The 22,857-nt window shown below is 63.0% G+C and carries 18 protein-coding genes; 13 read left to right on the top strand and 5 right to left on the bottom strand.

What is annotated here, in order from left to right:
- Positions 1 to 118 precede the first annotated feature (118 nt).
- The gene (locus HX866_RS23835; protein ID WP_177140511.1) at positions 119 to 1,654 is read right to left on the bottom strand and encodes a carboxylesterase/lipase family protein; all 1,536 of its coding nucleotides are present in this window, start codon (positions 1,652 to 1,654) and stop codon (positions 119 to 121) included.
- A gap of 486 nt (positions 1,655 to 2,140) precedes the next feature.
- Between HX866_RS23835 and HX866_RS23830 the strand changes: the two genes are divergently transcribed.
- From HX866_RS23830 to HX866_RS23785, 10 genes are all read left to right on the top strand, one after another.
- Positions 2,141 to 3,364, top strand: coding sequence for a PepSY-associated TM helix domain-containing protein (locus tag HX866_RS23830; protein ID WP_177140510.1), 1,224 nt, complete (start codon positions 2,141 to 2,143; stop codon positions 3,362 to 3,364).
- Positions 3,361 to 3,900, top strand: coding sequence for a thiamine pyrophosphate-binding protein (locus HX866_RS23825; RefSeq protein WP_177095099.1), 540 nt, complete (start codon positions 3,361 to 3,363; stop codon positions 3,898 to 3,900). Before HX866_RS23830 ends, HX866_RS23825 begins: the two co-directional genes overlap by 4 nt.
- Positions 3,897 to 4,229 carry a hypothetical protein gene (locus tag HX866_RS23820; protein WP_177095098.1) on the top strand — a complete coding sequence of 111 codons (333 nt, stop codon included), beginning with the start codon at positions 3,897 to 3,899 and terminating at the stop codon, positions 4,227 to 4,229. Before HX866_RS23825 ends, HX866_RS23820 begins: the two co-directional genes overlap by 4 nt.
- Positions 4,226 to 4,804: a DUF6162 family protein gene (locus tag HX866_RS23815; protein ID WP_177140509.1), complete on the top strand. Its 579-nt coding sequence runs from the start codon at positions 4,226 to 4,228 to the stop codon at positions 4,802 to 4,804. Before HX866_RS23820 ends, HX866_RS23815 begins: the two co-directional genes overlap by 4 nt.
- 35 nt (positions 4,805 to 4,839) lie before the next feature.
- On the top strand, positions 4,840 to 5,769 hold the full coding sequence (locus tag HX866_RS23810) for a metal ABC transporter solute-binding protein, Zn/Mn family (protein WP_177095096.1): 930 nt from the start codon (positions 4,840 to 4,842) through the stop codon (positions 5,767 to 5,769).
- Entirely contained in the window at positions 5,766 to 6,524 is a 759-nt protein-coding gene (locus tag HX866_RS23805; RefSeq protein WP_177140508.1) for a metal ABC transporter ATP-binding protein, read from the top strand. The genes HX866_RS23810 and HX866_RS23805 overlap by 4 nt, the downstream gene beginning before the upstream one ends.
- Positions 6,521 to 7,420 carry a metal ABC transporter permease gene (locus tag HX866_RS23800; protein WP_177095094.1) on the top strand — a complete coding sequence of 300 codons (900 nt, stop codon included), beginning with the start codon at positions 6,521 to 6,523 and terminating at the stop codon, positions 7,418 to 7,420. Before HX866_RS23805 ends, HX866_RS23800 begins: the two co-directional genes overlap by 4 nt.
- Positions 7,421 to 8,383 (top strand): metal ABC transporter solute-binding protein, Zn/Mn family, encoded by a 963-nt coding sequence (locus HX866_RS23795; protein ID WP_177095093.1) that lies wholly within the window; start codon positions 7,421 to 7,423, stop codon positions 8,381 to 8,383. It abuts the gene before it with no gap.
- Between the two features lie 142 nt (positions 8,384 to 8,525).
- The gene (locus HX866_RS23790; protein ID WP_177140507.1) at positions 8,526 to 12,002 is read left to right on the top strand and encodes a calcium-binding protein; all 3,477 of its coding nucleotides are present in this window, start codon (positions 8,526 to 8,528) and stop codon (positions 12,000 to 12,002) included.
- Positions 12,003 to 12,115: 113 nt separating this feature from the next.
- Positions 12,116 to 14,968, top strand: a complete 2,853-nt coding sequence (locus HX866_RS23785; RefSeq protein ID WP_177140506.1) for a membrane-targeted effector domain-containing toxin — start codon at positions 12,116 to 12,118, stop codon at positions 14,966 to 14,968.
- Positions 14,969 to 15,221: 253 nt separating this feature from the next.
- On the opposite strand, the gene HX866_RS23780 is transcribed toward HX866_RS23785, so the two are convergent.
- The 4 genes from HX866_RS23780 to HX866_RS23765 all read right to left on the bottom strand — a co-directional run bounded on the left by HX866_RS23780 (position 15,222) and on the right by HX866_RS23765 (position 19,096).
- Positions 15,222 to 15,446 (bottom strand): MbtH family protein, encoded by a 225-nt coding sequence (locus HX866_RS23780; protein WP_177095089.1) that lies wholly within the window; start codon positions 15,444 to 15,446, stop codon positions 15,222 to 15,224.
- Positions 15,447 to 15,529: 83 nt separating this feature from the next.
- Positions 15,530 to 16,942 carry an aspartate aminotransferase family protein gene (locus tag HX866_RS23775; RefSeq protein WP_177140505.1) on the bottom strand — a complete coding sequence of 471 codons (1,413 nt, stop codon included), beginning with the start codon at positions 16,940 to 16,942 and terminating at the stop codon, positions 15,530 to 15,532.
- Between the two features lie 151 nt (positions 16,943 to 17,093).
- A complete protein-coding gene (locus tag HX866_RS23770; RefSeq protein WP_177140504.1) occupies positions 17,094 to 18,419 on the bottom strand; it encodes an ATP-binding protein in 1,326 nt (441 codons plus the stop codon).
- A complete protein-coding gene (locus HX866_RS23765) occupies positions 18,416 to 19,096 on the bottom strand; it encodes a response regulator (protein ID WP_177140503.1) in 681 nt (226 codons plus the stop codon). The genes HX866_RS23770 and HX866_RS23765 overlap by 4 nt, the downstream gene beginning before the upstream one ends.
- A gap of 193 nt (positions 19,097 to 19,289) precedes the next feature.
- On the opposite strand from HX866_RS23765, the gene dsbD reads away from it, so the two are divergent.
- From dsbD to dsbG, 3 genes are read left to right on the top strand one after another with little or no spacing between them, the layout of a single operon-like run.
- On the top strand, positions 19,290 to 21,053 hold the full coding sequence (dsbD, locus tag HX866_RS23760; protein WP_177140502.1) for a protein-disulfide reductase DsbD: 1,764 nt from the start codon (positions 19,290 to 19,292) through the stop codon (positions 21,051 to 21,053).
- A complete protein-coding gene (locus HX866_RS23755) occupies positions 21,053 to 21,922 on the top strand; it encodes a TlpA disulfide reductase family protein (RefSeq protein WP_177140501.1) in 870 nt (289 codons plus the stop codon). The genes dsbD and HX866_RS23755 overlap by 1 nt, the downstream gene beginning before the upstream one ends.
- A complete protein-coding gene (gene dsbG / locus HX866_RS23750; protein WP_177140500.1) occupies positions 21,898 to 22,677 on the top strand; it encodes a thiol:disulfide interchange protein DsbG in 780 nt (259 codons plus the stop codon). The genes HX866_RS23755 and dsbG overlap by 25 nt, the downstream gene beginning before the upstream one ends.
- The last annotated feature ends 180 nt before the right edge of the window (positions 22,678 to 22,857 follow it).

The raw sequence follows: 22,857 nt of genomic DNA, 5'->3' as shown, positions 1-22,857 counted from the left end.
CTTGATCTCGGAACCACAAGTGCTGCGCGCGCGAATACGCCGCACACTTGGCTTTGCTTCGATTAACGGATGGCCGGACAGGGAAATTAGGCGCGCCCCGGAGAAGACACATACCCACCTACGGCAAAAGAGCGCCCAGGTCTTTTAGCAGGGGCGCGAAGGCCAACACCCGAAGCGCCATGAAATTGTCTTCCAGGGCGATGCCATCGCTGACGTCCTTGCCGAAGCGCATCGCCTGGCCGACCAGAAGGCCGGGAACCAGGGGCTTGTGTTTCTTCCAGGCCACCTCGCCGGGCGTCTCGATGCTGTCCGCACCGTCCGCCAAATGGGCAAACGCCAGCCAATAAGCACTGACGCGTCGCGCAAAGGTCTGGTCCGGTTCGGTAAGCGGCTGATCTTGAGGAGGGGCAACAATACCCGTGCCCAGGACATAGGCAATTTCGTCGCCATGCCGGGCGCCATGGGGAAACCCGGGACGGCTTTGCTCGGCGACGTACTCGAAATAGTAGCGCCAGCTAGCCGCGCCTTTTGCCCGATGGGCTTCGACGATCACATAGGCCATGGTGCTGAACAGCAGATCGCGACCGACCTGACGCCCCAGTTCCTCATCATCGGGCAGGCCCGGATACAGTCCTTTCACCCATTCGTATTGCTCAGGCGTCAACGCCTCGATGATCTCGACGGGCGAAAAACCAAAGTCGTCCAAGATGCTCGAGTCATCGCTGTTATTGCCGATGATCAGCGGCAACAACGCCTGTTCACCCTGCTCGAAAACTTCGAGGATCGGTTTCGGTAGCACTGTGTCCCCACTGATGGGAACCGGTCCGCCAAAGGGCGCCAGCGCGGGATCGAGCGCCCAGAAATGTTCCGCCGGCAACTGGCGTAGTCTTTCGGCACTGGCGTCGGCGCCGCCCAGCTTGTGGCAGTCGGCGAATTTCACGCCGCGCTCAAGTGCGTCTTTTCGAGGGGAATCCGGCAGTCCGTAGACGCTCTGGGCGATTCCCTTGTGGAACAGCCCCCGCGCCTGCGGTGCCGCGAACAGCGATAGCACGCTTCTGCCGCCCGCTGACTGGCCGAACAGCGTCACGTTGTGCGGATCGCCGCCAAAACCAGCGATGTTGCGCTGAACCCATTCGAGCGCGGCCATCTGATCGAGCAAGGCAAAGTTGCAGACCGCCGTCCCGCCGTTTTCCCGGTCCAGGGCCGGATGGGCAAAAAAGCCCAGATGGCCGAGGCGATAATTGATACTGACGACCACCACTTGTCGACTGGCCAACGGCGCGCCTATATACGGCGGCAATCCCCCCGACCCCAACAGATAACCACCGCCGTGTATCCACACCATCACCGGCAACTCGGCGTTCTTGTCGAGCCGCGGTGTCCAGACATTGAGATAAAGACAATCTTCGCTGAGTGGTCCCGGGTCGCCGCCGGCCATCGCCTCACATAACTTCGCATTCTGGAAGTTGGCCGGACCATAATGGTCTGCCCTGTATATATCAGGCCATTTCGTCACTGGCTCAGGCGCGCGCCAACGCAGATTGCCCAAAGGTGGCGCGGCGTAAGGAACGCCCTTGAAGACAAACACCCGCCCTTCTATACCGCCCTGGATCAGACCCTCTTTAGTTTCAACCACTGGTGCGTTGCTGTTCATACAATTTCCTTTTGTAGTTATTTTCATGCAAATACCTTTTGCACCAAACCCTTATTAAACTCATTTAAACCTTTACAATCACTGATCAATACCAGCTGCCACTTAGCAACTTTACAAAGTTGTACTCCAACACAAACAATATGCAACATTCAAATTAACAAACTCTCTATTCACAGAAACATGTACCTGCACCTGTACCTGTGGCGAGCGGGCTTGCCCGCGCTGGGGCGCGAAGCGCCCCCAAAACCTGTAATCGCGGTGTATCAGACATAACTGGAACTATGGTTTTACGGCTGCTTCGCCGCCGAGCGCGGGCAAGCCCGCTCGCCACAAGACCGCTCCTTAACTGACGATCTCACCACCAGAGAACCTACAAGCCACCCTTGAGCGGGTGTCGAAACATTTACTTTCATTTCCCTCTACGTTTTTCCCGCGCTCATCCGTCTTACTCAAATGACACCCTCACGAAAGAGCCCCCGCTTTCCCATGTCAAAGCTTTCCACGCCGAAAAAATCCCGCTCAAGACTCTGGTTCCTAGTCCATAGCTGGCTGGCGCTGCCCATCTGGTTCTTTGTCCTGATCGTCTGCGTCACCGGCACCCTGGCGGTGATCAGCCAGGAGATCGTCTGGCTGGCCAACCCCGAAATCCGTGCCAGCAAGCCATTCAACGACGCGCCGCTGCTCAGCTTCGACCAGGTGATCGCCGCCATCGGCAAGAGCGATCCCGAGGTGATCGTCCAGCAGATCATTCGTCCGGATGAAGACCACTTCGCCCTGCGCGCCGACATCAACTACCCCGACGGCCGCTCGGTGATCGTCTACGTCAATCCCTATACCGGAGTGATCCAGGGCATCAGCCCGCAGTTCGACTTCAAGCAGTTCACCCGCGCCCTGCACGGCTGGTGGCTGGTGCCTTTCGTCAACGGCTACAGCTGGGGCTGGTACCTGGTGTCGCTGCTCGGACTACCACTGCTGGCGTCCTTGGTCACCGGGTTGGTGGTGTACAAGCGCTTCTGGAAAGGCTTCTTCAAACCAACCCTGCGCTTCAACCACGGCGCACGGATTTTCTGGGGCGACTTCCATCGCCTGAGCGGCATCTGGTCGATCTGGTTTATCGCGGTGATCTCCATCACCGGCACCTGGTTCCTGATCCAGGCGATCCTCGCCGACAACCAGATCAGCTTCGCCAGCCGACCGATCCCGGCCATCATTTCCCACGACAGCGCGCCACTGATGCCTGAAGGCCGGCCGGCGCCGATGCTGGGTGCGGACGAAGCCCTGCGCATCGCCCAGCAACGGGTCCCCGGGCTCGACTCGAGCTTCGTCAGCCTGCCCAGCAATGCCTTCAGCCCCATCGAGGTCGGCGGCCGCAGCGGTTATCCACTGATGTACCAGACCCTGGAAATCAATCCCTACAACGGCAAGATCGAACAATCGCGGCTGCTCTCGGACCGCAACAACCTCGAGTTCGTCACCGAGTCGATGCGGCCCCTGCACACCGGGGACTTCGGCGGCCTGTGGATCAAGCTGATCTGGTTCTTCTTCGGCCTGGTGCTGAGCATGATGGTCTTGAGCGGCCTGCTGATCTGGACCAAGCGCACCGCCCTGGCCACCGCCCAGGCCCTGAAACGCAGCAGCAAGAGCGAACGGGTGCCCGCACCCAAGGCCCGTGCCGTCCTGAATGCCGAGACCTCGCAGGTGAACCCGTGAGCAAAGCCAGCGCACTGCCAGCCCCGTCAACCCTCAGCCGCCTTTGGCACAAATGGCGCTTCCACCTCAACATCCTGCTGGTGCTGATCCCCCTGGGCTTCATGCCGCGCTATTTTTCCGATGCCGCGCTGTTCCGTGGCGATACGGGCCTGGGCAAGCACCTCAATCACATCCAGGTCGGCCCCTGGAGCCTGGAAATGGCCGAACTCTGGGACGAAGGGCCACGCCGCGACGGGCCCGCCGGCTATCTGAAAAGCTTCAACGCACGCCTCTGCGACGTGTGCGGCGAGCAGGTCAAGGCCGCCTACCTGCGCGTGGGCAAGCCCCGCAGCCTGCGCGCCGCCGGTGTGATCTTCTTCGGCACCGCCTATCGCATGAACGCGGTGGTGCCGATTCCCGATCGCACCCAGGACGACGCCGAACTGTGGATAACCCTCGAGGGTTGGGACGGTTCGATGCATCAGGCCTCACTTCCACTGCGCCAGGCCTCTCCGGCCACTATCGCCTGGCTGGACAAACAAGGAGCCCGGAAATGATCGTTACGCCACCCAAGGCGCTTGCCACCTGCCTCCTACTACTGGCAGCCGGCTTCAGCACTATTGCCCTGGCCCACAACCCGATCTGCGAGTGCAAGCAGATCGACGCCGAGCAGATTCAATGCAAAGGCGGCTTCTCCGACGGCAGCGCGGCCACCGGAGTGACCCTGGACGTGATCGGCTATGACGAAAGCATCCTGCTGCCCGGCAAGCTGGGGCAGGACTCGACCCTGACCTTCAAGAAGCCGGCGACGGACTTTTATGTGCTGTTCGATGCCGGTCCCGGCCATATCGTTGAAATCGATCACGCGGATATCGAAGCCCCATGAGCGCCCCATCAACCGTCCAGGTCGTGCGCCCTGCCGGGGCCGGCCACGAAACCCTCTACGTGCTGCTGTTCTGTCTGATCGTGCTGCTGGTCGCCGGCTCCGTGGTGGCACTGCATGGCGAGAAGCAGGAAACCAGCACCCTCGCCGCCTACCAGGTGGATGCACGCCGAGACCTCAGCCCCGGCGAACAGGGCATCTACGCCGACCTGCGGGTGACACTCGACGAAATCCACCTGCGCCAGCAGGACCAGCCGGGCCTGCCCAGCCCCGAACAACTCGGCGACGAGGGTTTCGCCCCCTTCGCCCAGGATGCCAGTTCGGTCAGTCGCGGCGGCCATGTCTGGCAACTGCTCGACCAACACGCCTACTTCGGTCTGAGCCACGCCACAGCCACCGCCGGCTCCTTCCTGATGCGGGTGGCCAGCGATGCGAACGCCGCGCCGGACATCTGGCTCAATCGCGGCAACCGCCTGGCGGCGCCCGCCGACCTGAGTCACAGCGCCCTGATCGCCGGCGGTTGGCAGCAAGTGGTCGCGCAATTCGATGCCGGCGTGACCCGCCAGCATCGGCACTGAACCTTCCGATCCAGCCCAGGGAAGATTGTCTACCCATGTCCATTTCAGCTCTGTTCAGCCGCCGTCGCCTGTTACTCGCACTGCTGCTCTCGCCCCTGCTGCTGTCCCTCCAGGTCCAGGCCGACCCGGCCAAGCGCCTGCGCATCGGCATCACCCTGCATCCTTATTACAGCTACGTCGCCAACATCGTCGGCGACAAGGCCGACGTGGTGCCGCTGATCCCCGCCGGCTTCAATCCCCACGCCTATGAGCCGCGGGCCGAGGACATCAAGCGCATCAGCAGCCTCGACGTGATCGTCCTCAACGGTATCGGCCACGACGACTTCGCCGACCGCATGATCGCCGCCAGCGAAAAGCCCAATATCGCCGTGATCGAGGCCAATGAAAACGTCCCGCTGCTGGCCGCCACCGGCACCGCCGCGCGGGGCGCCGGCAAGGTGGTCAACCCGCACACCTTCCTGTCCATCAGCGCTTCCATCGCCCAGGTCAACAACATCGCCCGGGAACTCGGCAAGCTCGACCCGGACAACGCCAAGACCTACACCAGCAACGCCCGCGCCTACGGCCAGCGCCTGCGCAAGATGCGCGCCGACGCCCTGGCCAAACTGACCCAGGCACCCAACGCCGACCTGCGGGTGGCCACGGTGCACGCGGCCTATGACTACCTGCTGCGCGAATTCGGCCTGGAAGTCACTGCCGTGGTCGAGCCGGCCCACGGTATCGAACCGAGCCCGAGCCAGTTGAAGAAGACCATCGACCAGTTGCGGGAGCTGGACGTGAAGGTGATTTTCTCGGAACTGGATTTCCCGTCCACCTATGTCGAGACCATCCGCCGTGAGTCGGGCGTGCGGATCTATCCGCTGTCGCATATTTCCTATGGCGACTACACGGCCGACAAGTACGAGAAGGAAATGACCAACAACCTGAACACCGTGGTCCAGGCGATTCAGGAGGCCGGCGCATGACTGCAGCCGAACAGTTGATCACCCCGGCCATCGGCCCGACGCTGACGTTCAACGGCATCGATCTGGTCCTGGGTAACACCACCATCCTCGATCAGGTCTGCTTTCAGGTCCGCCCCGGTCATGTGCATGCCCTGGTCGGGCCCAACGGCGGTGGCAAGAGTTCGCTGATCAAGACCCTGCTCGGGCAGATGCCCCATCAGGGACGCCTGAGCCTGGAATGGCCGGGCGCCCCCGGCATCATCGGCTACGTGCCCCAGGCCATGGAGTTCGACCGCGGGCTGCCGATGACCGTCGACGATTTCATGGCCGCCATGTGCCAACGGCGCCCGGCCTTTCTCGGCCTGTCCCGGCATTTCGCCGGGGCGATCGGCGCAGCGCTGGAGCGGGTCGGCATGCAGGACAAGCGCAAGCGGCGCATGGGCGCGTTGTCCGGTGGCGAACGGCAGCGGGTGCTGCTGGCCCAGGGGCTGATTCCCGCGCCGCAACTGTTGGTCCTCGACGAACCGATGTCGGCCCTGGACGAAGCCGGTATCCAGGTCTTCGAACGCTTGCTGGTGGACTGGCGTCGCGCCGGTATCACCGTGTTGTGGATCGAGCATGACCTGGAAGCGGTCAAGCGCCTGGCCGACCGGGTCACCGGACTCAATCGCCGGGTGCTGTTCGACGCCTCGCCGGCCGAGGCCCTGACCCCGGATCGCCTGCTGAGCCTGTTCTCCACCCATCCACGGAGCATCAACGAGGAGGCCCGAGCATGAGCTATGAAGCTTTTCGCCTGATGATCCAGGGCTGGGCCTCCTCCGGTTTCCTGCCAGCGGCACTAGCCTATGGTTTCGTGATCAACGCGCTGATCGCCGGTCTGCTGATCGGCCCGGTGCTGGGCGGCCTCGGCACCCTGGTGGTGGTCAAGCGCTTCGCGTTCTTTTCCGAAGCGGTGGGCCACGCGGCCCTGACCGGCGTGGCCATCGGCATCCTGCTCGGCGAACCCTACACCGGCCCCTATGGCAGCCTGTTCGGCTACTGCTTGCTGTTCGGCGTGCTGCTCAACTATCTGCGCAACCGTACCGGGTTGGCCCCGGATACCCTGATCGGAGTCTTTCTCTCGGTGTCCCTGGCCCTGGGCGCCAGCCTGTTGCTGGTGCTAGCCGGCAAGATCAACGTGCATATCCTCGAGAACGTGCTGTTCGGCTCGGTGCTGACGGTCAACGGCAACGACCTGCTGGTGTTGCTGATTGTCGGCAGCCTGGTCATGGGCCTGAGCCTGCCGCTGTACAACCGCATCATGCTCGCCAGTTTCAACCCGCAGTTGGCGGCGGTGCGCGGCGTCGCGGTGAAAACCCTCGACTACCTGTTCGTGGTGCTGGTGACGCTGATCACCGTGGCGGCGGTCAAAGTCATCGGCGCGATCCTGGTGGGCGCCCTGCTGGTGATTCCGGCCGCGGCCGCGCGCCTGCTCAGTCAGTCGCTCAAGGGCTTCTTCTGGATCTCCGTGGCCATTGCCACCGTCAGCACCCTGTGCGGCATCCTGCTGCCGATCCTGTTCGACTTGCCCGTGCCGTCCGGCGCGGCGATCATCCTGATGGCCGGTATCGCCTTCGCCCTCGCGGCGATCGCCCGTGGCACCGTGCCCAGCCTCAAAGGGAATATTGGATAAATGCCTATTTTTCGCCCCCTGGCGCTCGCCCTGACCCTGAGTAGTCTGTACAGCGTCGCATCGCTCGCCAACCCGGCGCCGATGCAGATCACCGCCAATCACGGCCTGGGTAATGCAGCGTTGCACGCCAGCAGCGCCGTCAAGCCGGTGCGCATTCTCGCCAGCCTGCCGATCACCTATGGCCTGGGCGAAATCCTGCTCAAGGACAGCGGCGTGGAGCTGCAACACGCGGCTGACGCCAACCTGCCGGGCAGTCGCCAGAGCGCCTACTTCAGCGGACGCGGGGCCCCGGCCCTGGAAAAGCTGGCGAGCCATGCCGACGCGGTGATCGGGATACGTTCGCTGTGGCCCGAAGACCCGCTCTACCCCATGGCCCGCCGCAGCAATGTGCGGATCGTCGAAGTCGATGCGGCCCGTCCGGTGGACGGTGGCCTGGCGGGTATCGCGGTGCAGCCGGGCACAGGCGTGGATGGCCTGAACAGCCAGCCCTGGCTGTCGAGCAATAACCTCGGGCGGATGGCCGATGTGGTCGCCGCCGACCTGGTGCGCCTGGCTCCCGAGGCCAAGCCGAAGATCGAGAGCAACCTGGCGGCCCTCAAGCAACACCTGCTCAAGCTCAGCGCCGACAGCGAAGCGCGGCTGGCCAAAGCCGACAACCTGAGCGTGTTCAGCCTCTCCGAACGTTTCAACTACCTGGTGGGCGGGCTCAACCTGGAGCTGATCCAGGTCGATGCCCGGGCCGACGACCAATGGACCCCCGAGGCCCTGGCCAAGCTGAGCGCGACCCTCAAGGACGCCGAGGTGAAGGTGGTGCTGGATCACCGCCAGCCGCCGGAGGCGGTGAAATCGGCGATCAGCCAGGCCGGCAGCACGCTGCTGGTACTCGAGACTGAGAACGCCGATCCGCTGGCCGGGCTGGAAGACTCGATCACGCAAGTGCTGGGGAAACTGGCGCCCCTGTAGGCAGGCGTTGTCCTGCGGCAAATTCCGCTCATCGCCGACAAGGACAAGCTGACCCCATAAACAAGTACCACAGGCGCAAAAACAGCCCTGGAGATACTCCTTCGTGCGTTTCCTCAAGAACTCACGATAAAAGGACTTATCCATGGCCAACACACTCAGCAGGGATGAACGGGTCGCCAGGCCCGTCGATGGCATGGTCATCTCGGACCTTGTTACCCACCCTGCGCTGAACAAGCCTTCCTCCGCCCCGGCTCGCACGCCCTCACCCGCCAGGGGCCGGGCCGGCCTCGCCGAACTGGACGCACGCCTGGGGCCGGTGACCCTGGACAGCTTTGTCATCAGTCGCGTGGAACTCTACGACATGGGTGCCAGACTCCGCGGACGCAACCTCGACAGTGCCGACCCGCAACTCCAGGGCAGTGGCCGGGCCCTGGTCGAGGGCTTGCAATTCGACCCGACTGAACTGCAACAGCATCTGGAGGCGGGAGACGCTGCCAATCAGCGCCCGATCGACGTGCTGTTTGAAATAGCCTCGCAACGCTCCCAGCAGGCACCGCCCTTGCTCGGGGCAGAAAAACCGGCGCTGGCCGCCAACCTGATGAAACATCTCAATCAGTTGCTGGTGCGCTTGCAGAACCTGCAGGTCCTCACGCACAAATACGTCACCTTCAGCCTTCCGAGCTGGATCGATACCGCCAAGAGCCGCAGCCTGCTGACGGCGGGATCAGGCATGCAGGCCTACGGGATCTACAGCGGCCTGGTCGGCATCCGCGAAGCGCTGAAAAAGCGCGACGTCACCGAGGCGGCCGTGAATGCCGGCAGCATCGGCGCCGAGCTGACGTCCATCTTGGTCGAGCGCGGCTTGCGGAAAACCGGGGAAGCCCTGCTCAGCCAGGGCGGCCGGATTTTCCAGGGCTTTCGCGCCACCTCCGCCGGCCTGCTGGTCAGCCGCAGTGCCGGGCTGCTGGGCAATGTGCTGACCCTGCCGTTCGATATCCACAGTGCCGTGGTGGCGTTCAATCATGCCGCCAAGACCAGCGGCAAGGAGGCCATGGACCATTACGTCACGGCCGGCTTCAGCATTGCCAGCGCCACCTTGTCACTGGCACTCGGCGCGGCGGCGGCCGCCGGGTTCAGCGCCGCCGGCCCACTTGGCCTGGTGGCGTGCGCGGTATTGATCGTCGGCGCGAAGATCTACAGTGCCGTACGCCAGGTCGACGATATCGACGACTATATCGAGCTGACCGTCAACGAGCGCTGGCGTTCGGGCTGGTTCGCCTTTACCGGACAGGCGCTGGACCAGGAAGTCATGGACCGCTACCTGGTCGAGCGCACCCGGGTCGACTATGGCAAAGCCCTGGAAACCCGTGCCCGGGCGCTGCTCGACGTGGAAATGAAGGAAACCCTCGCGGGGGTGGTGAACGGCAACTTCCACGTCGAGCTTGAGCCGGTGAAACACTGGGCATTGCGCTGGGATGAGGACGAGGAGCAACCCTTTACGACCGTCAATACGCCGGTTGTCCGTGAAGGTGACGATGTGATCGACGCCTCAAGGGGCCTGGAGCAAGTCCCCGGCCTGGTCAGCGGAACCCCTGGGGAAAAGAAGGGCCTGCTCTGGCAATTGGGCGGCGGCAACGACCAGGTCATCGGCGCGCCCGACAAACCCAACTACTTTGCCTTTTCGACCGGTACAAAGACCCTGACCGGCGGCGATCAGGATGACGCTTTTCTGTTCCAGGCTCAGGAAACCCTGAACACCCCCGACGTGTCCGCCATCAGTACGCTGCAGGGTGGCGACGGCCAGGATACGCTGTCACTGCAAGGGCAGGTGCAAGCGCGCAACAGCTTGCACTTTGTCGGCCACGCGGTTGACCTGGACAGCGGTACCCTGGCGTTGCGACGCAATGCCGCCGACCTCAAGCCGGTCGCCTATGCCACGCTGGCCTCCATCGAGCATGTCGAAACCCTTGCCGGTGGCAGCAGTCGCGTGACCGGCAACGCCCAGGCCAACCACATCACCCTGCAAGGTCTGGACGACCAGGCGAGCGGCGGCGGCGGTGACGATCACTTTAACCTCAAGGGCATTGAGAGCCGGGTCGACGGAGGCCCCGGCAAAGATCACTACCGGATGACCTCCACGGGCAGAAGCGTGATCCTCGACGAGGACGGCGGCGAACCCAGCACCGTCGAACTGGACTGGCCGATGGAGCGAATCCAGAGCTGGCGCATCGTTGACACCGCGCTGATCGTCACCTCGTTGCGTGACGAAAATGGCACGCTGCCCAGTCACCAATTGATCATCCGGGGTGTCTATAAACACGACGGCGGGCGGCAACTGCACAATGACCTGTTGTTGTTTGTCACCCGCGAGGGCCACACCCTCAAGCCCGACCTGCCGGCCACGCTGGAGGGTACGGACGACCGGGACATCCGCGTATCGGTGCTGATCCTCGGACAACTCCCGCCGGCCCCGCAGCCGGTCAATGGCGGCGAGCACAGTCTTCCCGGAAACTCGCCAAGTGGCTACTTCATCGCCAGGCAGACCCTGCGCACGACTTTCCAGGTCACACCCGACCACACGTCCTCTTCAACCACGCTGTTCCTCGACTACGACAGCGCTGAAATCGAACAGGTCAGCGCGCGTTACCAGGTGCAAGCGAAACGCATCGGTGCCTTCACCTACCTGAACTACAGCGAGGCCAGGCTGATACTGCGGTTCAACGACCAGACGCAACTGACACTCAAGGACTGGGTGGTCGAGGGTACGGGCAAACCGAGCGATGTCGGTGGCGCCCTGCATACCACGGGGTTCGACCTCAACCATGGAATTGTCCTGGTGCTGCGCGATGGCAGTTCGTACCAGCTCGGCGCGCCAACCACCCGCTATCTCGACGACCAGCGCAACCCGGGCGTCAGGACCGTCGAGGGTCATGGTTCATTAAACAGGCGTACCGGCAACTACCTGTTCCGCTCGCCGGAAAACCAGAGTGCCTCGCTGAAAGAACATCCGCAGCGCGTCGACTTCAAAGCCGGCGGCGCCTCGACGACCTACACCCTGGAGGGCATGAGTTCAACCTATGAACTCTATCCCTGCGCCAACGCAACCATTCACCTGTCGACGCCGGGCGCCCTGGCGAAAATCGCCAATGCGTCGACCTGGTACATCCATACCGAAGCCAGCGGGCAGGTGATAACGCCCGGTGATATCAGGATCGCCGGCCAGCAACTATGGGTCGGCAATATTCGTTTCCTGCTACCGGAGCACGACGATCCCCTGCAACCCATGGACCTGATTTACCTGGTCCTGACATCGGGCGCCCGGTATGAGGTGGATCGGATCTTCGAGCAGCTTTTGCTGCATGAACTGGATGCTCGTGCCTATGCCGATCTGGACGCCATAAAAAGCAGTCTCGACCGACATCAGGCTGACGACCAACTGGCCAGCAGTCGCGTCAGGGTCAAGGGACTCAGGGTGATCAGCGAGTCGTCTTCAAGTGCACGGTCCCAGTCGGCCTACGACGCGATGATCTACGACACGCTGACGCAGCAGTGGCGCACGGACAACGACGAAGCCGCCCTTATCGCCCCCTCGGACCTGTTTATCCACTCCCCGCGCTAGCCGCGCGGGACCAGCAAACCTACCCGAGCAAAACCGCACAGGGCTTGCCCGCAGCACAAGGCGCGCCAATGGCCGGCCCCCGGTGAAACCACGATCAACGAAAGGATTCCGCCATGTCTCCCAGAATACCGATTCGCCCCGTCACTTCCGGCGCCGGACAGCCCGATTTGCCGACCATCAGACTCCCCGAGATCAGCCCGGCGATACACAATCGCCTGCCCGGCACCGGCACCCCGGTGTTGCCAGGCACTTCCGGGAATCTGCCGGCCGTCAGCCCAGCGGCGGCTCCCGTCGCGCTGCCCCCCGGCGTCGCGGCACCCATTACCGTCAGCAACATCGCCGGTCCCATTGCCAACAGCCAGTCGCTCGGACGCCCCTTGAGCGTTTACGCAAGGCCCGCGCCCAAAGGCCTGCCGCCCCCCGACAGCGAAGGATTTCGCGTGGTCCAGCAGCGCAAGTTCGTCAATCTCGACGATGGCCAGGTCGTCATGGTCAGCTATGACGAAAGCGTCAGGTCCTACTGTGCCCAGGCCAGGGACGAATACCTGCCCTCAGGCCCGGCCTTGTATCGGGTCGCAGGTAGCGATATCTGGAAAGAAAACAGCGTCGCAACGGCATTGCGCCAATATCAACTACCTGGAAAACACCGGGCAATTGCCGCTCAGGCGCCAGCCTTGTCGAACAACGGCAGCTCCCCGGCGCAAATCGCCGCGAAACAGAAACTCGTGGAGCTACGCTCACGACTGCTGACGGATGCCCTCGAGTTCTTCAAGACCCACACACTGCCGCCCGCGCCCACGCGCCCCCAGCCAAGCCGCGGCAGCAGCCCGCGCACAATGATCGAGGCCTTTTATCGAAACGCCGAGGGCTTGGTCATCGGCGAACTGCCCACCAGCCCGGGCAGCAAAGTGTTCCTGATCGAGAACATGGCCACCTTGGCTGAACAAGGTGTGACAACTCTTTATCTGGAGCACCTGAGAACCGATATCGACCAGGGTCGCCTGAACAGCTTTCATAAAACCGGACTCATGAACACCGAACTGGCTACCCACTTGCGAGTACTGGGTACCGTGTATGGCAGCGCCTCGCCGGGTTTTTACAGTTACTACCGTCTGGTCAGCACCGCACAGAGTCACGGTATTCGGGTTCAGGCACTCGATTGTGCGGCGACCCACTCACTCACGAAAGACGAACGCGCCCGGGTCGACCATGGACGGATGATGGTCCACCATGCCAACCAGGTCATCCACGCCGATCGGCTGAATCGCGCCGGGGGTAAATGGATTGCCCTGCTGGACAACAATAGCGCCAATGGTCGCCTCCCCAGCCTTGCGCCAGGTCTGGCCATGGCACAAGGCGTCATCGGCCTGAAGGTCGAAGATGTAGTGATCGGGCCCACGGCACAAACCCTCCTGCCGGTCCCAGCCAGCGGGCCCCGTATGAGCTTTATCAACGCCGACCTGACACTGTCGGTAAAAGTGCCCTGGAAGGTCTCGTTTGAAGCGTCGCCCCGATTCAGGGCCTTGCTCAACCCTGAAATCCGCGAAAAAAGGGGTGTCCTGCTGATGGACCCCGGCAGTACCACGAATAACACCAACATCAATATCCGCAGCGAATTCTCTCGCCGAAAGAAACTCCTGGAGCAAACCGCCCAGGCCTTCTTTGCGCACACCCAGGTCATCCCCGGCCAACGCCCGGTGCCTCAGTTACCGGCAGACAGCCCAGCGGCGCAGCTCCTTGAAAAAATCTACGAAAACGGCCATGGACTGGTGCTGGGCACGGGCGCCAAGTCAATCGTCAGTGCCAGGAAACTGCTGATCGACAACCTGCCGGTTCTCGCCAGGCTCCAGGTGCAACGGATTTATGTACAGCACCTGATGAAAGACTTCGACCAACAGCTTCTGGACGATTTTCACAGCAAAGGCGTGATGCCCGATGAGCTGAAGAATATCCTGCGCAATGAGGACAATAAGGATTCGATTGATCCGAAGGGCAAGTATTCACTGCGACAATTGCTGATCAGCGCTCGCAAACAAGGTATCAGGATCCTGGCACTCGACACCGCCATCAGTTATCCCGACGGGCAGCGCGTTCAGGACCCGAATCCGGAATGGAGCCCGAGCCTCAGGCGCTTGCCCATCTTCAACTATATTGCCCACAAGCTGATCAGTGCCGACCAGCAGCAATATGGCGCGCATAAATGGCTGGCGCTGGTGGAAAATATCCACGTCAACACCCTCAGGCAAATACCCGGCCTGGCTGAATTACAAGGTGCCGTGGGTCTGCGCACCGTCGCCACGGGGGGCAAGCCGGCGCTACGGATCACTCCCGATAGCGGTGACGTGGCGCTTTTCTCCACGGGTGCTCATCAGATCCGCGCAGACCTGAAGCTGGAGATCAGTATTCAGTCCTCTCCCCTGCGCTCTGCCCCGCCCAACCCCAGGGAGTGCTTGCACAAGCCATCGGACTTCCTGATCGAGATAACTCCCGAGGGTTTCGTGCTGGTGCAGAAACCCAAAAACAGTCCCTACCGGGAGACCCTGTTGATTGCCCGCGAAGGACAACTCTCTGCCCCTGCCGGATCCGGTATTCCTGAAAACGAAAGATTCAGCAGCATTGACGATCTGGCCTGGCGACTCAAGAGCGTCGGCATGGTCCAGGTGGCGGATACACCCGGGGGCCTGCCCGGGACGCCCAGGCTCGATACCCATCCCCACCTCAATCGGCCCGGAATGTTTCTGTTCGGCCAGGTCGAGAACGGTCCCGTGCTGGTCTATCGATCAGCGGACCGCTCACTGAAGGTCATCCCCATCCTGCAAAAGTCAGGGATGCCCGACAAGCTCGGCCTCAGGGCGCCAGCGCTGGGCTACGACGGATCGGAGGTCTTCGACGATCTCGATCACTTGAAGCGCGAATTGATCTACGCGAAGAACCTGGACCCTTACGTAGCCCATAACGATCTCTGAACCATCAGCCCCCGCCTGGTGCGGGGGCAAACCTTGATACCGAGCACGGACTTGTGGCGAGCGGGCTTGCCCGCGCTGGGGCGCGAAGCGGCCCTCAAACCGGTGCTCGCGGTGTATCTGGCAGATCGCGACAACAGGTTTTACGACTGCTTCGCAGCCGAGAGCGGCGGTGCGGCGTTCCGACAAGCCCGCTCGCCACAAATCTCGGCCAGACTTGAGATCGCTCCTAGCTGACCGGCATCAGGGCAAGCCTTCAACCCGCTACGGCCTGCGCCTCCATTTTCTGGCGCAGGCTCAGTGGGCGCATGTCGGTCCAGACCTCTTCGATGTATTCCAGGCATTCTTTCTTGAAGCCGCTTTTGCCCACGGTGCGCCAGCCATTGGGGACTGCCTTGTAGTCCGGCCAGATGGAATATTGCTCCTCGTGGTTGACCACTACCTGAAAGAGGATGTCGTCGCGGTCAAATACTGAAGTCATTGCTGTTCTCCGTTGTCTGGGGATGACGCTGCGCCTGTTGCGCAGCCGTCGTGTAGAAGGAAACGTTCAAACCCGGCAAAAAATTAGAGGCTGGCCACGGCCGCCGCCAGGGCATCGCCGAAAATCCGCGCCACTTCGTCAATCTGCGCAGCACTGATCACCAGCGGCGGCAGGAAGCGCACCACACCACCGTGACGTCCACCCAGTTCGAGAATCAGGCCGCGCTTGAGGCACTCACGCTGAATCAGCGGCGCCAGGCGCGCAAAGGCTGGCGGATGACCCTGGGCATCCGGGGTACCACGCGGGTCCACCAGTTCGACCCCCAACATCAGGCCGCGACCGCGAATATCACCCAACTGCGGGAAGTCCCGCTGCAAGGTACGCAGATGCTCGGTCAAGCGCGCGCCCATGGCCGTGGCGTGGGCCGGCAGGTCGTGCTCCTTGAGATAACGCATCACCGCGGAACCGGCGGCCATGGCCATCTGGTTGCCCCGGAAGGTCCCGGCATGGGCGCCCGGCGCCCAGGTGTCGAGCCAGTCGCGATAGACCATCACCGCCAACGGCAGGCTGCCGCCAATAGCCTTGGACATCACCACCACGTCCGGAATAATCCCGGCGTGTTCAAAGGCGAACATCTTGCCGGTACGCCCGAAACCGCTCTGGATTTCGTCGACGATCAGTGCCACCCCGGCCTTCTCGGTAATCCGCCGCAGGCCGCGCAACCAGTCGAGGTCCGCCGGAATCATGCCGCCCTCGCCCTGCACCGCCTCGACAATGATCGCCGCCGGCAGCTGCACGCCGCCCTCGGGATCGTTCAGCAGGTTTTCCAGGTAATGCAGGTTGACCTTCACCCCCTGCGCGCCACCCAGACCGAACGGGCAACGGTAGTCGTAGGGGTAAGGCAGGAACTGCACGCCGTTGCCCAGCAGTGCACCCAATGGTTTTTTCGGCCCCAGGCTGCCCATCAGGCTCAAGGCGCCCTGGCTCATGCCGTGATAAGCACCCTGGAAGGACAGGATGGTGCTGCGGCCGGTCGCCGTGCGCACCAGTTTCAGCGCGGCTTCCACCGCATCGGTACCAGTGGGGCCGCAGAACTGGATCTTCGCTTCCTTGGCCAGCGCCTCGGGCAGCAAACCGAACAGGTCCTGGACAAACTGGTCCTTGACCGGCGTGGTCAGGTCGAGGGTGTGCAGCGGCAACTCATCGGCCAGCACCTGCTGGATCGCCTCGATCACCACCGGATGGTTGTGCCCCAGGGCCAGGGTCCCGGCACCGGCCAGGCAGTCGATGAAACGACGGCCCTCGATATCCTCGACATACAGTCCCTTGGCGCGCTTGAGTGCCAGGGGGATACGTCGTGGGTAGCTGCGAGCATTGGATTCCTGACGATTCTGGCGGGCCAGAATCGGCGACTCGTCGAACTGATAGAGCGTGCCAACCGGCAGCTGGCTGGCGCTGACCGGTAATTTTTCAATAAGGCTGGTAGCGACTGACATCTCTCGATCCCTCAATACTCTGATGATATTGACCAAAACCCTGTGCCCGCACGCGGGCGCGTGCAGGCTTCGTGTTCAGGAAACGCACCAGCGCCGCCAGGATTTACACCCAGGCGACGGTTTGCATGAGGAGTTTTGTACGAAGGCGGTTTCAGACCGCCTGCAACGGCATGGTCAGCTCGACCCGCAGCCCGTCGGGGCGGCTGTCGAAGTGCAGCACGCAGCCGCAACGCTGGACAATGGCGTTGACAATCGCCAGGCCCAGGCCGCAACCAGTGCTGGTGCTATTGCGCCAGAAACGCTGGGTCAGATGTTGCAGGTCGTCCTCAGCAATGCCCGGCCCGTGGTCACGCACCTGGAAGTGCACGCGGTTGCCGACGGTTTCCACATTCAGTTCCACCAAGGCGTCGCCCGGGGTATGGCGCAGGGCGTTGTCCAGCAGATTGCGCAAGGCGGCGATGGACAGGGCCGAGGGCATTTCCAGCGGGGCCGCGGAGAAGTTTTCCGACAGGTGCAAGGCGATGCGATCACGGTTGCCGTTGGCCGAATCCTGGATCGCCAGGCGTGCCACCTGCTCGGCATTACACTGCACACCGTCGTCGAACGACAGGCTGCCTTCGACCCGCGCCAGCAGCAGCAACTGTTCGAGCGTCCGGTGCAGGCGGTCGGCACCGGCTTCGGCATGGGCCAGGGACTGGTCACGGGCCGCGCCTTCGGTCATGCGCGCCACCTGCAGGTGGGTCTTGATCGCGGTCAGCGGGCTGCGCAGTTCGTGGGCGGCATCGCCGGTCAGGCGGCGCTCACGCTCGATGGTCTTGCCGATGCGCTGGAACAGCTGGTTCTGGGTGTCCAGCAACGGCTGCAGCTCGCGGGGCAGCGGCTGCACCTGCAAGGGTTCCAGGGAGTCGGCACTACGGCGCATCAAGGCGTCACGCATGCGATTGAGCGGCGCCAGGCCCTGGCCGATCCCCAGCCATAGCAGGCACAGGCAACCCAGCAAGGCCACGCCGACCGGCACCGAGGCCGCCAGCAGCACCGAGAGGTTCAACGCCTCGCGTTCCACCTGGCGATCGGCGGTGGTGATGTGCACATCGCCGCGCACCAGGGTGAAGCTGCGCCAGGGCGCGCCGTCGATCATCTGGTCATGGAAACCGGCGGCCCGGTCCTCCAGGGCCTGGTCCGGGTTGTTGTGGCTGCGGGCGAGGATTTCACCGCGCAGGGAACTGACCTGGCAGGCCATGCCGCCGGGAATATTAAGTTGTTCGGCGCTGAAATGCGTACCGTCGCCCTTGCTCGAAATCGGCGGCAATTGCTCCAGTAACCCGGCGACCATGCGCGCCGACGCCACCAGCCGCTGGTCGAGGGAAAACATCATCTGGTGCCGCAGGTCGCTGAGCATCCAGGTCGCGGCCAGGGCCCAGATCAGGATGAACGCCGAGCCGATGGTCAGGCTCAGGCGCAGGCGCAGGCTCATCATGACATGGCGTCCTCGCTCCCCGCCGGCCCCAGTCGATAGCCCAGGCCGCGAACGGTCTCGACGATGCCGTTGCCCAACTTGCGGCGCAGGTGGTGGATATGCACGTTCAGGGCATTGCTTTCCAGCTCGTCGCTGAAGCCGTAGACGCTGTCTTTCAACTGTTCGCTGGAGAGCACCCGGCCACGGTTGTGCAACAACGCCTGCAACAGCGCCTGCTCACGGCGCGAGAGGTCCACCGGCTGACCGCCGAGCAGGGTCACGCGGCTGCTCGGGTCGTAACTCAGGGCGCCGTGTTCGATCAGGTTGACGCTGCGCCCGGCCACGCGCCGAAGCAGGGTTTGCAGGCGGGCGAAGAGTTCGCGCAGGTCGAAGGGCTTGAGCAGGTAATCGTCGGCGCCGGCCTGCAGGCCGTCGACCCGGTCGGTGACCGAGTCGCGGGCGGTGAGGATCAGCACCGGTATCTCCAGGCCCTTCTGGCGCAGTTGCGCCAGCAGTTTCAGGCCGTCTTCGTCAGGCAGGCCGAGGTCGAGCACCATCACGTCGAACTCCGCCGCGCGCAACATCGCGCGGGCCGCCGCGGCGTTGGCGACATGCTCGACGGTCATGCCCTGGGCGGTCAGGCCGGCCTTGATGCCGCTGGCGATCAGCTCGTCGTCTTCGCAAACCAGTACATGCATGGGGATACCTGCGCAAATGTGTCAATTGGAACGCAAATGGATTAAGCGGCGATTATGCCGCCAATGCCTCCAGAATAGTTAATTGCCCCGCGCCTACAAAGTCCGCGTCCAACACGGTATAAAACCGGGTTAATGATCGGTTAATCGCCTGCTTGCAGGCTGGCCCCACTTGCCACGTTCCTAAGGCTTTTTTATGCGTTGGTTGTTGACCTTTGTTTTTGCCCTTTTCGCAGGCCTGGCCCAGGCCGGTAACGACCCGTTTGCGGTTAAAAAACCCGACTTCATGCCCGTCGATCAGGCGTTTGCCTTCAGCGCCGAAACCCTGCCATCCGGACAAACCCGGCTGTATTGGCAGATCGCCGACGGTTACTACCTCTATCAGAAACGCCTGAAACTCGACGGCCTCGACGCGGCCCAGCGACCGGCCCTGCCGACGGGCGAGCACCACAGCGACGAGTTCTTCGGCGACCAGCAGGTCTATCGCAGCGAACTTGAACTGCTGATCCCGGCCGGAGCCACTGGCAAGGTCACGGTGGGCTGGCAGGGTTGCGCCGACGCCGGCCTGTGTTATCCGCCACAAAGCAAGACCGTCGACCTGGGCGGCAAAGCCCCGGTGTCCACGACATCCACGGCATCCACGGCGCCAGCCCAGGGCCAGGCGCAGGATCAGTCCCTGGCCGCCAACCTGCAACATAATGCCCTGGGCTGGAGCCTGCTGGCCTTCTTCGGCCTCGGCCTGCTGCTGGCGTTCACCCCGTGCATGCTGCCGATGCTGCCGATCCTCGCAGGTTTAGTGGTGGGCAGTGGCGCCAGCCCGAGGCGTGGTTTTGCCCTGGCTGGCAGCTATGTGGTCTGCATGGCGCTTGTCTATGCCGCCCTGGGCATGCTCGCGGCCCTGCTCGGCGGCAACTTGCAGGCGTTGCTGCAACAACCCTGGCTGCTGGGCAGTTTCGCCGCGTTGTTCGTGGTGCTGGCCCTGCCGATGTTCGGCTTCTTCGAGTTGCAATTGCCGGCGGCCCTGCGTGATCGCCTGGAAAACGCCGGCAGCGGCCGTCGCGGCGGCAGCCTGGTGGGGGCCGGGATCCTCGGCGCCCTGTCCGGCCTGCTGGTCGGCCCGTGCATGACCGCGCCCCTGGCCGGTGCCCTGCTGTATATCGCCAAGAGCGGCAATATCGTCGAAGGCGGCCTGGTGCTGTTCACCATGGGCATCGGCATGGGCTTGCCGCTGTTGCTGCTGGTGACCGTGGGCAACCGTTTCCTGCCCAAGCCGGGGGCCTGGATGGACCGGGTCAAAGCCGTGTTCGGCTTCCTGTTCCTCGGCACCGCCGTGCTGATGATTCGCCCGGTGGTCAGCGAATCCCTGTGGCTCGGCCTTTGGGGCGCGTTGCTACTGATCATCGCCTGCTGCGCCTGGCGACTGGGCCGCCAGCCTGGACGCGGTGCCCTGCTCAGCACCTGCGCCGGCGTCCTGCTCGGTCTCTGGGGCGCGTTGCTGGTGGTCGGTGCAGCCGGTGGCGGCACCGAGCTGTGGCGGCCGTTGCACGTCTATACCGGCGTCACCGCCAGCAATGGCACTACAGAGGCTCACGAGGCTTTCGTCACCGTCAAGGACCCGGCCGCCTTGCAGCGCGAACTGGACGCGGCCAAGGCCCAGGGCCAATGGGTGCTGGTGGACTACTACGCCGACTGGTGCGTGTCGTGCAAGCTGATGGAGAAACAGGTGTTCTCCCAGGCCGAGGTCCAGGCGGCCCTGCGTGAAGTACGGCTGGTGCGCCTGGATGTGACCAACGACAACGCCGCCAGCCACGAACTGCTCGGCCGCTATGAAGTACCAGGACCACCGACCCTGCTCTGGCTTGCGCCGGACGGCCAGGAACGCCGTGCCAGCCGGATTACCGGTGAAGTCGACGCCAAGGCTTTTCTCCAGAACTGGAACAGCACACGGGACGCTCACTGATGCTCACCCTGACCCTCGGTACCCTCGCCCTGTCGATCAACCACCTGCTGTTGTTGCTCGCTCTCGCCCTGGCGACACTGGTGGGCTGGCGGGTGGCCAAACGGGGCGGGGAAAACCCGGAGTCGGTGCTGTTCGGGCTGTTCATGCTGGCCATGCTCGTCGCGCGGGTCAGCTTCGTGATCGCCTACTGGATGCATTTTCGCAACGACCCGTTGCAGGTGCTCGATATCCGTGACGGCGGTTTCCTCGCCTGGCCGGGAGTGCTGACCCTGCTGCTGGGCGCCGCGCTGTTCTGTTGGCGACGTCCGGCCCTGCGCCGGCCACTGGGCTTCGGCCTGGGCAGCGGCCTGGCGTTCTGGCTGCTCGCCAGCCTGTCGATGACCCTCTACGAACAAGGCACGCGCCTGCCGGAAATCACCCTGCGCAATGCCCAGGGCCAGGAGGTGCAATTGAGCAGCTACCAGGGCGGCCCACTGGTGATCAACCTTTGGGCCACCTGGTGCCCGCCCTGCCGACGGGAAATGCCGGTACTGCAAAAGGCCCAGCATGAACGCCAGGACGTGACCTTCCTGTTCGTCAACCAGGCCGAAAGCATGCAGAGCGTCAGCACCTTCCTGATGACCCAGGGCCTGAACCTGAACAACGTGCTGTTCGACGACGGCGGCAAGCTGGCCCAGAGCGTCGGCTCCATGGCCCTGCCCACCACCCTTTTGTACAACGCCGAAGGCCGTCTGCTCGGCACTCACCTGGGCGAGTTGTCCGAGGCCAGCCTGGCCCGGGCCCTGGAAAACTTCGGCCCACCCAAAACCCCTTCGGCCGTACCGGCCCCAGCAAGGAAATCGCTATGCCCTTCAACCGCCACCTGCTGAACCTGAGCCTGAGCACCGCCCTTGGCGCGTTGCTGCTGCAAGCGCCCGCGTTGCAGGCCGAAGAGTTGCCCGCGCCGATCAAGAGCATCGAAGCCAAGGGCGCGAAAATCGTCGGCAGTTTCGACGCACCGGGAGGCCTGCGCGGTTATGCCGCCCAGTACCAGAACCATGGCATGGCGCTGTACCTGACCGCCGATGGTAAAAATGTGATCGCCGGCAACCTGTATGACGCCGACGGCAAGGACCTGAGCCAGGCGCCGTTGCAGAAACTGGTGTATGCACCGATGGCCAAGCAGGTCTGGGGGCAGATGGAGAAGAGCAACTGGATACAGGACGGCAAGGCCGATGCACCGCGCATCGTCTATCTGTTCAGCGACCCCAACTGCCCGTACTGCAACATGTTCTGGGAACAGGCGCGGCCGTGGGTAGAATCGGGCAAGGTGCAATTGCGCCACATCATGGTCGGGATTATCCGCGAGGACAGCGCGGCCAAGGCGGCTGCACTGTTTACCGCCAAGGACCCGCAAATCGCCCTGCACGACCATGAAAAGGCCGGCAAGGGCAGCTCGCTCAAGCCGCTGGCGACGATCCCGGCGGATACCCAGGCCAAGCTCGATGCCAACCTGAAGTTGATGGAAGACCTGGAACTGTCGGCCACCCCGGCGATTTTTTATCTCGACGAGAATGGTGATCTGCAGCAGCAACAGGGTGCGCCGTCACCGGACAAGTTGTTGAAAATTCTCGGGCCGAAGTGATTTAGCAAAGCAATACCCGCCCCCTGTAGGACGGTGCTTCACAGCGAAATACCGTCGTGCACAGGCTTTTATGTAGGAGCGAGCTTGCTCGCGATGACGGCCGCAAGAGCAGTGCAAGGCTCAAGGGCGCCATCGCGAGCAAGCTCGCTCCTACAGGGGGAATTGCGTTCAGCCGGTATG

Source organism: Pseudomonas gingeri (assembly GCF_013386165.1).
Lineage (GTDB): Bacteria > Pseudomonadota > Gammaproteobacteria > Pseudomonadales > Pseudomonadaceae > Aquipseudomonas > Aquipseudomonas gingeri_C.
The sequence above is the reverse complement of the archived record's forward strand: the minus strand, read 5'-3'. Positions and strand labels throughout refer to the sequence as shown.